The sequence below is a fragment of the Actinokineospora spheciospongiae genome (genome assembly GCF_000564855.1).
Classification (GTDB): domain Bacteria; phylum Actinomycetota; class Actinomycetes; order Mycobacteriales; family Pseudonocardiaceae; genus Actinokineospora; species Actinokineospora spheciospongiae.
This window is the reverse complement of sequence record NZ_AYXG01000004.1, coordinates 192,183-206,512: the sequence shown is the minus strand read 5'-3', so window position 1 is coordinate 206,512 and position 14,330 is coordinate 192,183. Positions and strand designations below refer to the sequence as shown.

Annotated in this window: 13 protein-coding genes; 3 read left to right on the top strand and 10 right to left on the bottom strand. The window is 71.4% G+C overall.

Annotated features, from left to right (window positions below; all coding sequences use genetic code 11):
• Positions 1 to 45: 45 nt before the first annotated feature.
• The 10 genes from UO65_RS01085 to UO65_RS01040 are packed head-to-tail and all read right to left on the bottom strand — an operon-like array spanning position 46 to position 9,013.
• Entirely contained in the window at positions 46 to 1,521 is a 1,476-nt protein-coding gene (locus UO65_RS01085; RefSeq protein ID WP_052020374.1) for an aminotransferase class III-fold pyridoxal phosphate-dependent enzyme, read from the bottom strand.
• Positions 1,518 to 2,402, bottom strand: a complete 885-nt coding sequence (locus UO65_RS01080; protein WP_052020372.1) for a methyltransferase domain-containing protein — start codon at positions 2,400 to 2,402, stop codon at positions 1,518 to 1,520. Before UO65_RS01080 ends, UO65_RS01085 begins: the two co-directional genes overlap by 4 nt.
• Before the next feature lie 40 nt (positions 2,403 to 2,442).
• Positions 2,443 to 3,489: a type III polyketide synthase gene (locus UO65_RS01075; RefSeq protein ID WP_052020370.1), complete on the bottom strand. Its 1,047-nt coding sequence runs from the start codon at positions 3,487 to 3,489 to the stop codon at positions 2,443 to 2,445.
• Positions 3,486 to 3,962, bottom strand: a complete 477-nt coding sequence (locus tag UO65_RS01070; protein ID WP_035277748.1) for an SRPBCC family protein — start codon at positions 3,960 to 3,962, stop codon at positions 3,486 to 3,488. Before UO65_RS01070 ends, UO65_RS01075 begins: the two co-directional genes overlap by 4 nt.
• A gap of 9 nt (positions 3,963 to 3,971) precedes the next feature.
• Positions 3,972 to 4,775, bottom strand: a complete 804-nt coding sequence (ubiG, locus tag UO65_RS01065; protein WP_052020368.1) for a bifunctional 2-polyprenyl-6-hydroxyphenol methylase/3-demethylubiquinol 3-O-methyltransferase UbiG — start codon at positions 4,773 to 4,775, stop codon at positions 3,972 to 3,974.
• Entirely contained in the window at positions 4,775 to 6,010 is a 1,236-nt protein-coding gene (locus UO65_RS01060; protein WP_035277747.1) for an acyl-CoA dehydrogenase family protein, read from the bottom strand. Before UO65_RS01060 ends, ubiG begins: the two co-directional genes overlap by 1 nt.
• 1 nt (position 6,011) lies before the next feature.
• A complete protein-coding gene (locus UO65_RS01055) occupies positions 6,012 to 7,199 on the bottom strand; it encodes an acyl-CoA dehydrogenase family protein (protein ID WP_035277745.1) in 1,188 nt (395 codons plus the stop codon).
• On the bottom strand, positions 7,192 to 7,470 hold the full coding sequence (locus UO65_RS01050; RefSeq protein ID WP_035277743.1) for a hypothetical protein: 279 nt from the start codon (positions 7,468 to 7,470) through the stop codon (positions 7,192 to 7,194). Before UO65_RS01050 ends, UO65_RS01055 begins: the two co-directional genes overlap by 8 nt.
• The gene (locus tag UO65_RS32910; RefSeq protein ID WP_052020367.1) at positions 7,467 to 7,907 is read right to left on the bottom strand and encodes a metal-sulfur cluster assembly factor; all 441 of its coding nucleotides are present in this window, start codon (positions 7,905 to 7,907) and stop codon (positions 7,467 to 7,469) included. The genes UO65_RS01050 and UO65_RS32910 overlap by 4 nt, the downstream gene beginning before the upstream one ends.
• Positions 7,904 to 9,013: an amidohydrolase family protein gene (locus UO65_RS01040; RefSeq protein ID WP_035277742.1), complete on the bottom strand. Its 1,110-nt coding sequence runs from the start codon at positions 9,011 to 9,013 to the stop codon at positions 7,904 to 7,906. Before UO65_RS01040 ends, UO65_RS32910 begins: the two co-directional genes overlap by 4 nt.
• Positions 9,014 to 9,228: 215 nt before the next feature.
• Between UO65_RS01040 and UO65_RS01035 the strand changes: the two genes are divergently transcribed.
• The 3 genes from UO65_RS01035 to UO65_RS01025 are packed head-to-tail and all read left to right on the top strand — an operon-like array spanning position 9,229 to position 14,326.
• Positions 9,229 to 10,950, top strand: coding sequence for a fatty acyl-AMP ligase (locus tag UO65_RS01035; RefSeq protein ID WP_035277741.1), 1,722 nt, complete (start codon positions 9,229 to 9,231; stop codon positions 10,948 to 10,950).
• A complete protein-coding gene (locus UO65_RS01030) occupies positions 10,947 to 12,698 on the top strand; it encodes an acyl-CoA dehydrogenase (protein WP_035277738.1) in 1,752 nt (583 codons plus the stop codon). Before UO65_RS01035 ends, UO65_RS01030 begins: the two co-directional genes overlap by 4 nt.
• Entirely contained in the window at positions 12,695 to 14,326 is a 1,632-nt protein-coding gene (locus tag UO65_RS01025) for an acyl-CoA dehydrogenase (RefSeq protein ID WP_052020364.1), read from the top strand. The genes UO65_RS01030 and UO65_RS01025 overlap by 4 nt, the downstream gene beginning before the upstream one ends.
• Positions 14,327 to 14,330 lie beyond the last annotated feature (4 nt).

Below are 14,330 nucleotides of genomic sequence, written 5' to 3'. Positions count from 1 at the left end.
GGTGCCGGGCGGGGACGAGGGGGCGGGTGGCGGGAGGAAGACAACTCAGCCGAGGATGAAGGGGAAGTCGTTCGCGGCCATCTCGCGGGCGGAGTCGGTGACCGCTGCGAACAGCTCGTCGAGGTCGGCTTCGCTGTGCGCGTCGCCGGTGAACAGCATCGGCAGGCTCAGCGCGTACACGCCGCGGCGGCGCAGCAGCAGCGTCATCAGGAACAGCGCGATCGGGTTGATGGCCGAGGCGAAGTCGCGGTAGTCGGAGTAGGACTCCTCGGCGGTGAAGCCGAACGAGCCGATGAAGTCGCCGAAGCCCAGCAGTCGCAGCGGGATGCCGGTCTCGGCGCGGAAGGCGGCCAGCCCGGAGCGCAGCCTGTCGACCTTGGCGCGGGTGCGGGTGTAGTACGCGTCCCCCTGGTCCCTGAGCAGGGTCAGGGTGGCCAGCGAGGCGGCGAGGGCGAGGTGGTTGCCCGCGTGCGTGGTCTGCACGGAGGTCTTGCGGCCCAGGTCGGTCAGCGGCATCCCACTGGTCTGGGTGTGCTCGATCAGTGCCGCCTTGCCCGCCACGACCGACAGCGGGATGCCCAGGGCGCTGACGACCTTGCCGTAGGTGTGCAGGTCGGCCGGGATGTCGAAGTGCGCGGCGGCACCGCCGGGGCCGTAGCGGAACCCGGTCAGGACCTCGTCGAGGATGAACGGGATGCCCAGGTCGCGGGAGGCCGCCGCGGTGGCCTTGATGATCGGCACGGTGTGCTCGGGGAACGGGAACGACGAGGACACGGCCTCGCCGAGCACGCAGGCCAACTGGTCGCGGTGGCGCTCGATCAGCTCGATCGCCAGCTTGGCGTCGTTGGGCAGCACCAGCAGTTCGCCGTTGTCGGCGATCGGGACGCCCTTGAGCGCGGGCGTCGGGGTGACGCCGTTCGGGCCGACCTCGGGGAACGGCTGCACCGGGTGGCCGTGGTACCAGAACGCGGTGTTGTGCGCGGCCAGGTCGTGCACGCCGTGCAGCGAGCCCTCGAACTTGGCGACCATCCGCTTGCCGGTGTGCGCGCGGGCCAGCCGGATCGCGGCGGCGGTGGCGTCGGTGCCGGAGTTGAGGAAGGCGAACTTCTCGCAGTGCGGCAGGAACCCCTGCAGGACGCCGATCAGCTCGGACTCGACCGGGTGCAGGTAGCCGTTGCCGGTGGAGGTGCCCAGCAGGTCGCGCACGGCGGCCACGACCGGCTCCGGGTTGTGCCCGTGCAGGGCCTGCGCGCCGAAGCCCAGGTGGCAGTCGAGGTAGGTGTTGCCGTCGACGGCGGTGATCCGGCTGCCCTTGGCCCGCGCGATGGACAGCGGGAACTGCGGGGCGTGGAAGGGCCAGAAGGCGTGGTTGGTGGCGCCGAGCGGGCGCAGCTTCTCCACCTGGGCCATCGACCCGGCCTGCCTGGTGGCCACGTCGGTGAACAGGTCGATCACCCACGGCTGGGTGAGCAGGTCGGAGACGAGCCGCTGGGTGGCGTCGGCGTCGAGGGTCGCGGTCACTGGTGGCCTCCGGCCTTGGTCCCGGTGAACACCCCGTAGTGCATGACGCCGCGGTCGTAGGCCTGGCGCATGAGGGGCACGGAGTTGAGGAAGCGGAAGATGTCCACGCCTTTGGCGCGCACCAGCTTCCAGACGACGGTGGGGTCCTTGATGACCGGCTTGACCAGGTCCGAGGACATCTTCCAGGTGTCGGTGACGCGCTCGGACCAGTCGTCGCTGCGCACGTCCTCGAAGCCGAGCCGCTCGGCCATGGCGTGGTAGTCCGGCAGCGGCAGCACGTGCGAGATGACGAAGTCGCGGTAGATGCGGCCGAGCAGGCGGTGCTCGGAGTCGTCGAGGTCGTTGTCGCGGGCGCACCAGGTGGCGACGACGAGCGTGCCGCCGGGCTTGAGCACGCGGTGGCACTCGGACAGGAACCTCTCCTTGTCCGGCATCAGCTCGCAGCTCTCCAGCGCCCACACGACGTCGAAGGAGTCGTCCGGGAAGTCGGTGCGCAGCGCGTCCATGATCTGGAAGTTGACCCGGTCGGCGACCCCGGCCTCGGTCTTCTTCTCCCCGCCGCGGCGCACCTGCTCGGCGGCCAGGGTGATGCCCTCGACCGTGGCGCCGTGGTTGGCCGCGAGGTGCACCGAGGACGCGCCGACGCCGCAGCCCGCGTCCAGGATGCGGGCCCCGGTGGGGACCTCGCCGAACTCGATCAGCTTCTCGATCAGCCGGACCTGGGCGGCGTGCCGGTCGGCGGGCGAGTCCTCGGCCCAGTAGCCGTGGTGGATGTGCTCGCCCCAGACCTTCTCGTAGAGGTCGACGAGGCCGTCGTAGTGGTTCTCGATGGCCGACCGCAATTCCGGGTCACTCCACCGGGGCACCAGCGCACTGGTCATGGTATTGTCCTTTTTGTTCCAGAGAGTCCGTTGCAGGGACTCAGAAGCGGACGAGCGCCGATTCCATCGTCAGGCCGGGTCCGAAGGCCATCAGGACCGCGTGGGAGCCCGGGGCGGGCCGCGACTCGGTCAGAATCCGGTGCAGGATCAGCAACACGGTCGGCGATGAGCAGTTGCCGTAGTCGGCCAGCACGTCCAGTGACGGCTGGAGCTGTTCCGGCGTCAGGGAAAGCCGTTCGCCGACGAAGTCGATGATCTTCGGGCCGCCGGGGTGCACCGCCCAGTGCTCGACCTCGTCCGGGGTGAGCCCGGCCTTGGCCAGCAGCCGCTCGGTGAACGGCCGCACCGCCTCGGACAGGAACAGCGGCACGTACGGCGACAGCGTCATCCGGAACGCGTCGTCCTGCACGGTCCAGGTCATCGCGTGCGAGGTCTCGTAGTGCGTCTCGGTGTGCGTGGCCAGGACGACCGGGCCGTCCTCGTCCGGCTCGGCGGCGGCCAGCACCATGCTCGCCCCGGCGTCGCCGAACAGCCCGCTCACCACGACCTGCTCGCGGGTGACCTCCGGTCGCAGGTGCACCGAGCAGATCTCCGCGCAGGTCAGCAGCGCCAGGTCGTCCGGCCGGGCGGCCAGCGAGTCGAGCGCGACCTTGAGGGTGTTGAACGCCGCGTAGCAGCCCATGTGCCCGACGAAGGTGCGGCGCAGGTCGTCGCGCAGGCCCAGTTCCTTGGCCAGCAGCATCTCCGGGGTCGGACCGGCGTACCCGGTGCAACTGGCCATCGTGTAGCTGCCGACCCGGTCCCGGTCCACCCCGGCGAGGACCTTGCCCGCCGAGCGCCTGCCCAGGTCCAGGACGTTGCGCTCCCACACCGCCATCCGCTCGGCCATGCCGGGGAACCCGTTCGCGTACACCTCGCGCGGGTCCCAGGCCATGTGCCGGGTCTTGACCTGGGTGTTGAGGAACAGCTCCCGCGCGGTGGGCACCTCGGCGTAGAGGCCGGCGTAGAAGGCGTCGAACACGTCGGCCTGCGGGACGACCGTGCCGACGGTGACGGGTTCGAGCGCGAGGATCTTCGCGGGCCTCACGGCGACACCGCCACCGGTTCCAGCTCGCCGCGCAGCCGGTCGAGGAACCCGGTGGTGATCTCGTCGGTCTGCAACTGCGCGAACGGCTCGATGAGCGTCACCATGACCGGCGCGACCTGCACCGACGCCTCGGAACGGGTGCTGATCTCCAGGATCACCTCACCGTCCACACCGGATTCCCGGGTGGTGAAGGCGCCCCAGGAGCGGAAGTTGTGCTCGCCGTACGGCTCCCAGGTGATGTGCCCGGGGTCGGTGGTGTCGAAGGTGGCCTCGTAGTCGGGCACCAGGTGCACGGCGCCGTTGGTGATCGGGTCCAGCGCGTAGTGGTACACCGCGCCGGAGACGTGGGTCAACGAGTTGACGCCGGGCATGAGCAGGCCCGCCCGCTCCACGTCGAGCAGCAGTTCCCGCACCTCGGCGAGCCCCGCGCGGACGCGGACGCTCTTGGTGGTGCCCGAACGAATCCAGACCATGTCGTTCTCCTATCGGACCGCGCTGGGGCGCGCGGGCTGCTTGACGGCGTGGCCGATGTAGCTGACGCGCACGGAGTTGTTCAGCTCGTACTCGCCGAGGCCGCGACCGCGCAGGATCGAGGCGATCAGCCGGTGCGGCGGGCGGGCCGGGGCCATGCCCTTGATCTCGGCCAGGGTGATGTCGCGCTCGGCCAGGGCGGCGCGCAGCTCGCCGGGGCGGATGAACATCCTCCAGTCGTGCGTGCCCGGGTGGACGATGCGCAGGACGCGCTCGGCCATGAGGATCGCGGTGAGGTAGCTGCCGAGGGTGCGGTTGATGGTGTCGAACAGCATCAACCCGCCCGGGCGCAGCACCCGGCTGATCTCGGCGACGGCGGTGGGCAGGTCGTGCAGGTGCTCCAGCACGTCGGAGATGACCACCACGTCCACCACGCCGTCGGCCATGGGCAGCCGGTAGGCCGAGCCGACCCGGTAGTCGACCGCGATCCCGCCCGCCGCCGCGTGCGCCCTGGCCGCCTCGATCGCCCCCTCGGACATGTCGAGCCCGGTGACGTCGTAGCCGAGCGCGGCCATGGCCTCGCTGACGATCCCGCCGCCGCAGCCGATGTCGAGGACCTTCGTGGCCGCGGGCGGCTGGTCGGCGAACCGGGAGCGGATCGCGCTGTCGAAGTAGGCGACCCGGGTGGGGTTCATGTCGTGCAGGGCGCGCAGCGGGCCCTTGGGGTCCCACCAGCCCTGCCCGATCTCGGAGTAGTACTCGGTGGCGATCGGAGCGCTGTCCGGGTCGATCGCCACCTGGTCGCGCCGGACCATCACAGCCACCTCGGGGTCTCGATGGGGTTGAGGCCGAGTTCGTGCTTGCCGATGAACTCGCGGGCCACGTCGTTGGTGAACGGCACCAGCGGACCGGCCTTGACGTCGCGCCAGATCTGCCCGATCCGGGTGCCGCCGGAGATGCCGGAGCCGCCGACGACCTCGAACGCGGTGGCGACCACGTGCTCGGCCTCGTTGACGACGAAGTACTTCGGCACGCAGGTCTCGGCGACGAAGGCGATCAGGTCCTCGCCCGGCTCGACGTGCTCGGTGGCGTAGCGGGTGAGCAGCGCCTTCATGGTGGCGATCGAGGCGCGCATCCGGCCGATGTTGAACTGGATGCCGGGCAGCGTCGCCAGCGACGAAACGGCGGTGTTCGACCGCCCCTTGGTGCGCTCGATGGCGATCTCGTAGGCGCGCTCGGCCAAGCCGAGGAAGACCGCGGCGAAGCAGTAGTGGCCCCACTGCTGCCGGGACATGACGAACAGCGGTGTCAGGCCCTCGGGGAAGAGCATGTCGTCGCCGTCGACGTGCAGGGAGTCGATGGCCAGCGAGTGCGAACCGGTCATCGGCATGGCCATGCCGTCCCACTCGCGGTGCACGCCCAGGCCGGGGGCGCCCGCCTCGACCAGGAACGCGGCCAGGTTGAACGGCGGTCGCAGGTGCTCGTCGGTGAGCCCGGCGGTGATGAGCAGGTGCGTGGCGCCCGGGTAGCCGGTGGCGAAGTGCTTGACGCCCTGGAGCACGAACCCGTCGTCGACGCGCTGGGCCACCGTGGACGGGACGGTCCAGTTGGAGCCGGAGGACTCGTCGGTGAACGGGCCGATGACGAAGGCGCCGGTCTTGACCGCGTCGAACACCCGCGCCTTGACCTCGGGGCTGGTCTCGCCGCGCAGCGAGCCGGTGATGATGGTGTGGATGGCGAAGGTGAAGGCGGTCGACCCGCAGCCCTTGGCGATCAGGCGCAGCAGTTCGACGTTCTCGGCCAGCGTGGCGTCGAAGCCGCCCAGGTCGGCGGGCACGTTGACGGCGGTGATGCCCGCGGCCACCAGGTCGTTGATGTTGCGTTGGACGAACTCGCCCTTGTCGTAGTTCTCCAGGCTGCGCTGCTCGAACACCGCGGCCAACTCCGCCGCCGAGGCGGTCAGCTTCGCCCAGTGCGCGGCACGCGCCTCGGGGCTCATCGGTTCAGGAGTGGCTTCCGCCTGCTCCGGCCGTTCCATCGTCGCGGTCATCTCAGCCACCCCACCTGGGCTCGGCGAACACGGGGACACCCAACGCCTGCTTGCCCGCCCACTCCAGGGTGACGTCGGCGACCGGGGGCACCAGCAGCCCGGTGACCACGTCGCGGTAGGCGCGTTGCAGGGGGTCGTTGGTCAGCAGGGCGGAACCGCCCTGGGTCTGCATGGCGATCGTGACGACCTCCTGGCAGAGCCGGGTGATGCTCATCTTGGCCAGGGACATCTCGATGTAGTGGTCGAGCGGGTCGGCCTGGGTGGCGGGCGAGTCGTGGTCGGCGTGCACCGCGGCCCACAGGTGCGCCTCCGCGGCCTTCAGCTTGGTCTTCATCTCCGCGACCCGGAACTGGATGCCCGGCAGGTGCGCGTTGGGCTTGCCGATCACCTTCAGCGTGCGCTTGCGCTGGGTGTCGACGACGTGCTTGAGCGCGCCGCGGGCGATGCCGACGAACACCGAGGCGAAGCTGCACCAGGCCCAGTGGACGCCGGTCATGAACAGCAGCGGCAGCGCGCCGGTGGCGCCGATCAGGTGCTCCTCGGCGACGAACAGCTCCTCCAGTGCCAGCGAGTGGCTGCCGGTGGCGCGCATCCCGGCGGCGTTCCACTCGGAGGTGACCCGCACGCCCCGGTCGGGCTTGGGCACCAGGAACGCCACCGGCTGCGGCAGGCCGCGGTCGTCGGTGACGGCGGCGGAGAGGAACAGGTGGGTGGCGCCGGGGAAGCCGGTGAAGAAGCCCTTGTGCCCGTTGAGGACGTAACCGCCCTCGACCGGCCTGGCCTCGGTGGTCGGGTGCCACCAGTTGCCGCCGACGCCGGGCTCGGAGAACCCGCCCGCGATCACAGCACCTTCGGTGGCGACCGCGCGGCAGGCGCGCTCGGCGGTCTCGCCCTCCAGGTTGGCGATCATCGCCAGGCCGTGGACGTGCATGTTGACCGCGAACGCGGTGGAGGCGCACGCCTCGGCCAGGGTCGACTGCGCCTGCACCAGCTCCCACAGCGACGCGCCGCCGCCACCGAACGCGGTGGGCACGGTCATCGCGGTGTAGCCGGTGCGCACCAGGTCGGCCAGGTTCTCGTGCGGGAAGCTGCCGTGCTCGTCGTGCGCGGCGGCGCGGGCGGTGAACCCGGGCGCCAGGTCGCGGGCCAGCGCGACGTAGTCCTTGCCCGGGGGTGTCTTGTCAGCCATTGTCGCTCTCCTCAGCGGTGGCCAGTGCGGCGGCGAGGCTCGCCACGCTGTCCACTTCGGATTCCATGGTGTCGGCGATCCAGGCCCGCAGGTCGACCCGGGGGTTCCGCGCGCGCACCTCGTTGGCCAGCGACACCAGGTCCAGCGAGTCGAACCCGAGGTCCCCGGTCAGCGACTCGGCGCCGGTCAGCGCGACCCCGGCCAGCGACGGGCGCACGGCCACCAGCAGGTCGGCCACGGCGGCGGGCACAGCGGTCGCGGTGGGGGTCACGACGCACCGCCCTGGGGGGCGCCGAACCCGGGCATGAGCACCACCGGCGGGCGGGCGCGGTCGGCCGAGCGGTGCTCGCCGAGGACGCGGCGGCCCTCCTCGGTCATCAGGTCCTCGGACCAGTCGGCGGTCACGTCCACCGACACGTCCACCTTGGTGATGCCGGGGACGTCGGCGACCTTGAGCTGGATGGCCTGGATGATCACCGAGATGGCCATGCACAGCAGCGTGGTGGGGGCGATGACGATGGCGGCGTGCCCGGTGCGGTCGACCGCGACCGAGCGGACCAGGCCGAGGTCCACCACGGACATGGGCCGCGCCCAGGAGTTGCTGCACGGGTCGTAGACGTCGAGCAGCGCGCGGCGGACGGCGGCTTCCCTCGGGGTGTTGGCGAGGGCGGTGTTCTCCAACCCGGTGCCGCTGAGTTGGGCGGTCATCCCTGCACCCCGTCCCACACCGGGTCGTTCTTGCGCCAGAACGACCAGGGCTCGCCGACGCCGTTGTCCTCGACGGCGGTGGCGAACTCGTCGCCCGCGATCGCGGCCTTGGCCTTCTCGATGTCCAGGCCGATCATGCGGGCGTAGTTCTCGCCCATGATGAGCTTCTTGTCCGCCTTGGTGATCTGCTCGATGCCGTAGCGCTCCAGCACCCGGTCGGAGAACGTGAGGTTCGCGAACGCCTGCACGATCGGCTCCGGGTGGAAGTGCATGGCGCCGGTGGAGTAGATGACCTTCCACGGGCTGCCCAGCGCGATGAACTGCGCCACCGCGTCCTCGATGTAGCCCATCCCGGACTGCAACAGCGCGGAGGTGATCTCCAGGTTCGCGAAGACGTTCGGCAGCCGCATCAGCGCCATCGAGACCTCCTCGACGAACGGCGGCAGCCCGGCGTGCACGATCTCGAACATCAGCTCGGGGTGGCGGACCGCGACGACCTCCAGGTCGTCGATGCCGAACGGCTTGAGCGGCACCATCCCGTTGGCGACGACCTTGTGCAGGGCGACGACCTTGATGCCCAGTTCCGGCAGCAGCGCGAAGAACGGCTCCCACTCCGGGGAGTCCATCTGCCAGGTGTTGTCCGGCGACCCGGCGTTCGGGTAGACCTTCACGCCGATCGTGCCGGGGATCTCCTCGACCTGCCTGCGCAGGTCGGCGATGGCCTCGGCCACCGGCACGGTCGGGTTGACCCCGGCGTAGTTGATGAACCGCTGCGGCCAGCGCTGGGCCAGCTCCAGGTTCTTCTCGTGCGAGCACAGGCCGTCGTTGAAGACCGAGTCGATGCGCAGCCGGTGGTTGACCGCCAGGTCGGTGTGCGACTCGCCGAACATGGTCCAGGCCAGCGTCTCGGCCTGCCAGTCGGTCACGAACACCTCGCGCGGCAGCTTCGCCGCGGGTTCGGCCCAGCGCCAGTGCAGCGCCCACAGCATTTCCCGGAGGAAGTACGCCGGAATCGTCGGCTGCCCGTCCTCGCCGCGCATGAGGTTCGCGTCGGAAAGGTTGTACGGATGGACCGTGGCATCAATGACGAATATGTCGTCGATCACGTCGGCTGCTCCCGCCCCGCGTCGTCCCGCCGGTCCGCCCTCGCTGCCCGGCCTGTCGCCGAGGAACGCTAGACCTCAGCCGGCTTCGGCAAAAGAGCTGTTCAGAGGGGCCAAGGCGGGGTGATAGCCCCACTTAAGGACTGGCCAAGCGTGATCTTTAGGACGGCCGTGGACAGTGGTGCCAACACCGAGCCACACGGCGTGAGAGGGCTATCGTGAGCAACCGTAGCGATTTTGTCGGCCATTTTCGTGACCGGGTTTCCGAACAGGGCGAAAAGCAGGCGCTGATCTTTCTCGCGGACTCCGGTTCCGGCGTCACCGAGCGCTCCTTCGACTACCCCGAACTCGACCGCCGGGCCCGCCGGGTGGCCGCCTGGCTGGCCGGGCGCACCGAGCCGGGCGACCGGGCGATGCTGCTGTTCCTGCCCGGTCGTGAGTTCATGGTCGGGTTCCTGGGCTGCCTGTACGCGGGCGTGGTCGCCGTCCCGGCGCCGATGCCCGACAGCAACGGCCGCGGCGTGGCCCGGCTGGCGGGCATCGCCCGCGACGCCGACGTGCGCGCGGTGCTCAGCGAGCAGGCCGTCGCCGAGGCCATCGACGCTTGGGTGCAGCACTCCGGGCTGGCCGAGCAGGTCGTGCACACCGCCGTCGACGCGCTGCCCGAGGGCTTGGAGGACGACTGGCGCCCGGTGCCGCTCACCGGCGACTCGGTGGCGTTCCTGCAGTACACCTCGGGTTCGACCAGCGACCCCAAGGGCGTCATGGTCACCCACGCGAACCTCCTGCACAACGAGGAGGAGATCCACCAGGCGGTGCGCAGCACGTCGGAGACCCCGGTGTGCAGTTGGCTGCCGCAGTTCCACGACATGGGCCTGATCGGGCAGCTCCTGCACCCGCTGTACATGGGTTCGACGTCGATCTTCATGTCGCCGCTGACCTTCCTCAAGCGCCCGTACCTGTGGCTGTGGGCGCTGAGCGAGTACCGCGCGCCGATCAGCGTGGCGCCGAACTTCGCCTTCGAACTGGCCGTGCGCCGGGTCACCGACGAGCAGTTGGCCACCCTGGACCTGTCCTGCGTGGAGTCGATCCTCAACGGTTCCGAGCCGATCCAGGCGCACACCCTGGACGCGTTCACCGAGAAGTTCGCCGCCGCGGGCCTGCGCGACGGGGCGGTGTTCCCCTGCTACGGCCTGGCCGAGACCACGCTGTTCGTCACCGGCAGCCGCGACGGCCGGGTCTACACCGACGCCGACCCGAAGGCGCTGGAACAGGGCGGCATCGTCGCCTCCACCGCCGAGGACGCGCGCACCCTGGTCAGCAGCGGCTCCGCGGGCACCCTGGAGGTCCGGATCGTCGACCCGGAGACCCACCAGGTCCTCGCCGACGGCCGCACCGGGGAGATCTGGGTGCGCGGCGGCAGCATCGCGGCGGGCTACTGGAAGCAGCCGGAGAAGACCGAGGAGACCTTCAACGCCGCCGCGATCACCGCCGACGGCGCCACCGCGGGCCACCTGCGCACCGGCGACATCGGCGCACTGCTCGACGGCGAGCTGTACGTGACCGGTCGGCTCAAGGACATGCTGATCGTCAACGGCCGCAACCTCTACCCGCACGACCTGGAGCACACCGCCCGCCAGGTGCACGCGGCGCTCCAGACCGGCGTCGGCGCGTCGTTCGTCGTCGACGGCAAGCCGGAGAAGCTGGTCCTGGTGCACGAGGTCAAGACCTCCGCGCTGGACGGCACCGAGCTGGCCGACCTGGAGAAGGCGATCCGCGCGGAGCTGCGCGCCGAGTACGACGTGCACCTGCACGAGCTGGTCCTGCTCCCGCGCGGCGGCGTGGCCCGCACCACCAGCGGCAAGGTCCGCCGCGGCTCGATGCGGGAGAAGTACCTGGCCGGGTCGCTGGAGTCGCTGCTGACCGGGGCGGGGCGATGAGGTACGGCGCGTTCGCCGAGGCCGAGCGCCTGGAGGGGGTGCTCGGCGACCCCGGCGACCCGGCGTCGGTGTTCTCCACCGCCGCCTGCGCCGACCTCGACGACGCCGATGGGTTCCCGACCGACGTCTGCGCGGTGCTCGACGGGTTCGACCTGGCCCGGCTGTACGTGCCGGCGGAGTTCGGCGGCGGCCTGGTCGACTACCAGGACGCCGTGCAGACCATGCGGATGGTGTCCCGGCGCGACGTGACCGTGGCCGTGGCGCACGGCAAGACCTACCTGGGCGCGGTCAGCGCGTGGGTGGGGGCGAGCCGGGAGCAGGCGGAGAAGGTGGGCGCCCTGGTGCGCTCCGGTCTGCCGATAAGCTGGGCGTTGACCGAGCAGGCGCACGGCAGCGACCTGCTCGCGGGCGGGGTCACCGCCACCCGCACCGGGTCCGGGTACCGGCTCGACGGGGAGAAGTGGCTGATCAACAACGCCACCCGGGGCGGGGCGGTCTGCGTGCTGGCCCGCACCGACGAAGCGGGCGGCCCGCGCGGGTTCAGCGTGTTCATGGTGGAGAAGGCGAAGCTGGACCCGGCCACGCACTCCCCGGTGCCCAAGCAGCGCACGCACGGCATCCGCGGCGCGGACATCAGCGGCATCTCCTTCTCCGGGGCCACCATCGGCGCCGACGACCTGATCGGCCGGGAGGGCACCGGTCTGGAAAGTGTCCTCAAAGGACTCCAACTGACCCGGACGCTGTGCTGCGCGCTGTCGCTGGGCGCGGGTGACCACGCTCTGGGCATCGCGACCCGGTTCGCCGCCGGGCGCAGGCTCTACGGCCGCGGCCTGACCGAGCTGCCCGCCGCCCGGCACCGGCTGGCGACCGCGTTCGCCGACCACCTGCTGGCTGAGGCGGTGTCGGTGGTCGGGTCGCGCTCGATCCAGGCGCTGACCGGCGAGATGTCGGTGGTCGCGGCGGTGGTCAAGTACCTGGTGCCGACCCGCACCGAGGGCATGATCGCCTCCCTGCGCAAGCTGGTGGGTGCTCGGTCGCTGCTGCGCGACGTGCTGGAGGACGGGGCGTTCGGCAAGGTCGAGCGCGACCACCGGATCGTGTCGCTGTTCGACGGCAACACCCTGGTCAACCTCAACGGCCTGGTGAACCTGTTCCCGATCCTGCTGCGCACCGCCGACAACGCCACCGCGCCGGACACCGACGGCATCCGCGCCGCCGCGACGGTGACCGAGCCGCTGGCGCCCATGCAGCACAAGAGGCTGTCCCTGCTGCCGCGCAAGGGTTCCAGCTTCCTGCTGGCCCTGCCCGCCGCCGTCGCCGAGGTCGAGGCACTGGCCGCCGACGACGACGCGCTGGCCCCGCTGGCGACCGCCGCCCGCGCGCTCCGGACCGCGCTGGACGGCGTGTACGCGGCGGTGCGGGAGCTGCCCGCGGTGCCGGTGAACGTGCCGACGACGTCGTTCGTGGTCGCGCAGCGGCTCGCCGCGTGCCTGGGCGGGGCGGCGCTGCTCCAGCTGTGGTTGCGCACCCGGGCGGACGCGCTGGCCGAGACCGGCCCGAGCACCCCGCTGTGGCGCGACGGCGTGTGGCCGACCCTGGCCCTCGACCGGTTGCTGGCCTCGGTCGGCACGCCCACCCCGGCCCCGCAGGCGCACTACGACACCGCCTACGACGTGCTCACCGCGCAGGTCGGGTCCGGTCGGCTGACGTCCCTGTTCGACCACCGACTGGCGGAGGCGACCCGATGACCCGGCTCGAAGAGCGCTTCGGCGACCCGTACAACGCGGACAACCCCTTCGGCCACCGGACGATCCTGGACGCCGACGAGCGGTCGACAGTCGCCGAAGGCGCTGAAGCGGTGCTGGACGAGTTCGGGCTTAACGCCGAGTTCGTGCCGGAGGCCCTGGGCGGTCGGCTGGTCGAGGTGGACGAGCTGGTCCGCAGGCTGCGCCCGGTGTTCCGCCGGGACGCGAGCCTGGGCCTGGGCTACGGCGTGACCTCGCTCATGGCCGGGCTCAACGTCTGGCTCGGTGGTTCGGACGTGCAGCGCAAGTGGCTGGCCGACCTGCTGCTCGGCGGCGGGAAGGCGTCGGTTGGCTATCACGAGCTGGACCGCGGCAACGACCTGACGAACAACGAGTTCGCCGCGACCCGCACCGAGGACGGCCTGGTGCTCGACGGGCGCAAGGAGGTCATCAACAACGCCGCCCGCGCCGACGCGGCCGTGCTGTTCGCCAGGACCGGCGGCAAGGGCGGCGGCCGGGACCACTCGCTGCTCCTGGTCGACCTGCACCAGCTCGACGGCGGGACCTTCCGCCGCCTCCCCCGATACCGCACGCTGGGCCTGCGCGGGGTCGGGCTGTCCGGGTTCGAGTTCACCGGCTGCGCGGTGCCCGACAGCGCGCTGGTCGGCGACCTGGGCCAGGGCAGCGACATCGCGCTGCGCTCGTTCCAGGTGAGCCGGTGCGTCATGGCGGGCACGGGTCTGGGCATCCTCGACGCCGGGCTGTTCGGCGTGCTGCGCTTCGCCCTGGAGCGCAGGCTCTACGGGCAGACCGTGGCCGAGCTGCCGCACGCCCGCGCCACCCTGGCCGGCGCCTACGCCGACCTGTTGACCGCCGACGCGCTGGTGACCACCGCGACCCGGGCGCTGCACGTGCTGCCCGCCACCGCGAGCGCCTACGCGGCGGCGACGAAGCTGCTGGTCCCGACCCTGCTCGAAGAGGCGATGAACGCGCTGTCGGTCGTCCTCGGCGCCCGGTTCTACCTGCGCGAGGGCGACTACGCCGGGTTCGGCAAGCACATGCGCGACCTGCCGCCGCTGGGCATCGGGCACGCGGGCGGGATCTCCTGCCAGCTCACCCTGCTGCCGCAGCTCTCCCGGCTGCTGCGCGCCCTGGGTGACCCGGCCCCGGCGGCCGTGTTCACCGCCGGGGCGGCGCTGCCCGAGCTGGACCTGTCCAGGCTGCGGCTGTTCGCCCCTTCCGGCGACCCGCTGCTGGCGGAGCTGGCCGCGCACGGCACCCACCCCGGGATCGCCGCCGCGCTGGCGAAGCTCACCGCCGACGTGGCCGCGCTGCCCGCCCGCGACACCGGTGTCGCGGCGAGCCCGGCGGCCCTGGATCTGACCGACCGGTACGCGGCCCTGCTCGCCGCCGCGTCGGTCACCGGTTACGCCCGGCACAACGCGGTGCCGGACGGCTGGGCGGAACTGGCGCTCAGCAGGCTCGCCGAGCGGCTGACCCCGTCCGCCGCGCTGCCCGCCACCCACCCGGCCGCCGAGGGGGCGCTGTTCGCCGACCTCCTCGACCGCGCCACCACCGGTTCCGGCTTCTGCCTCGACCGAGACCCCGTCCACCGCACGCTCGCCCAGTAAGGAC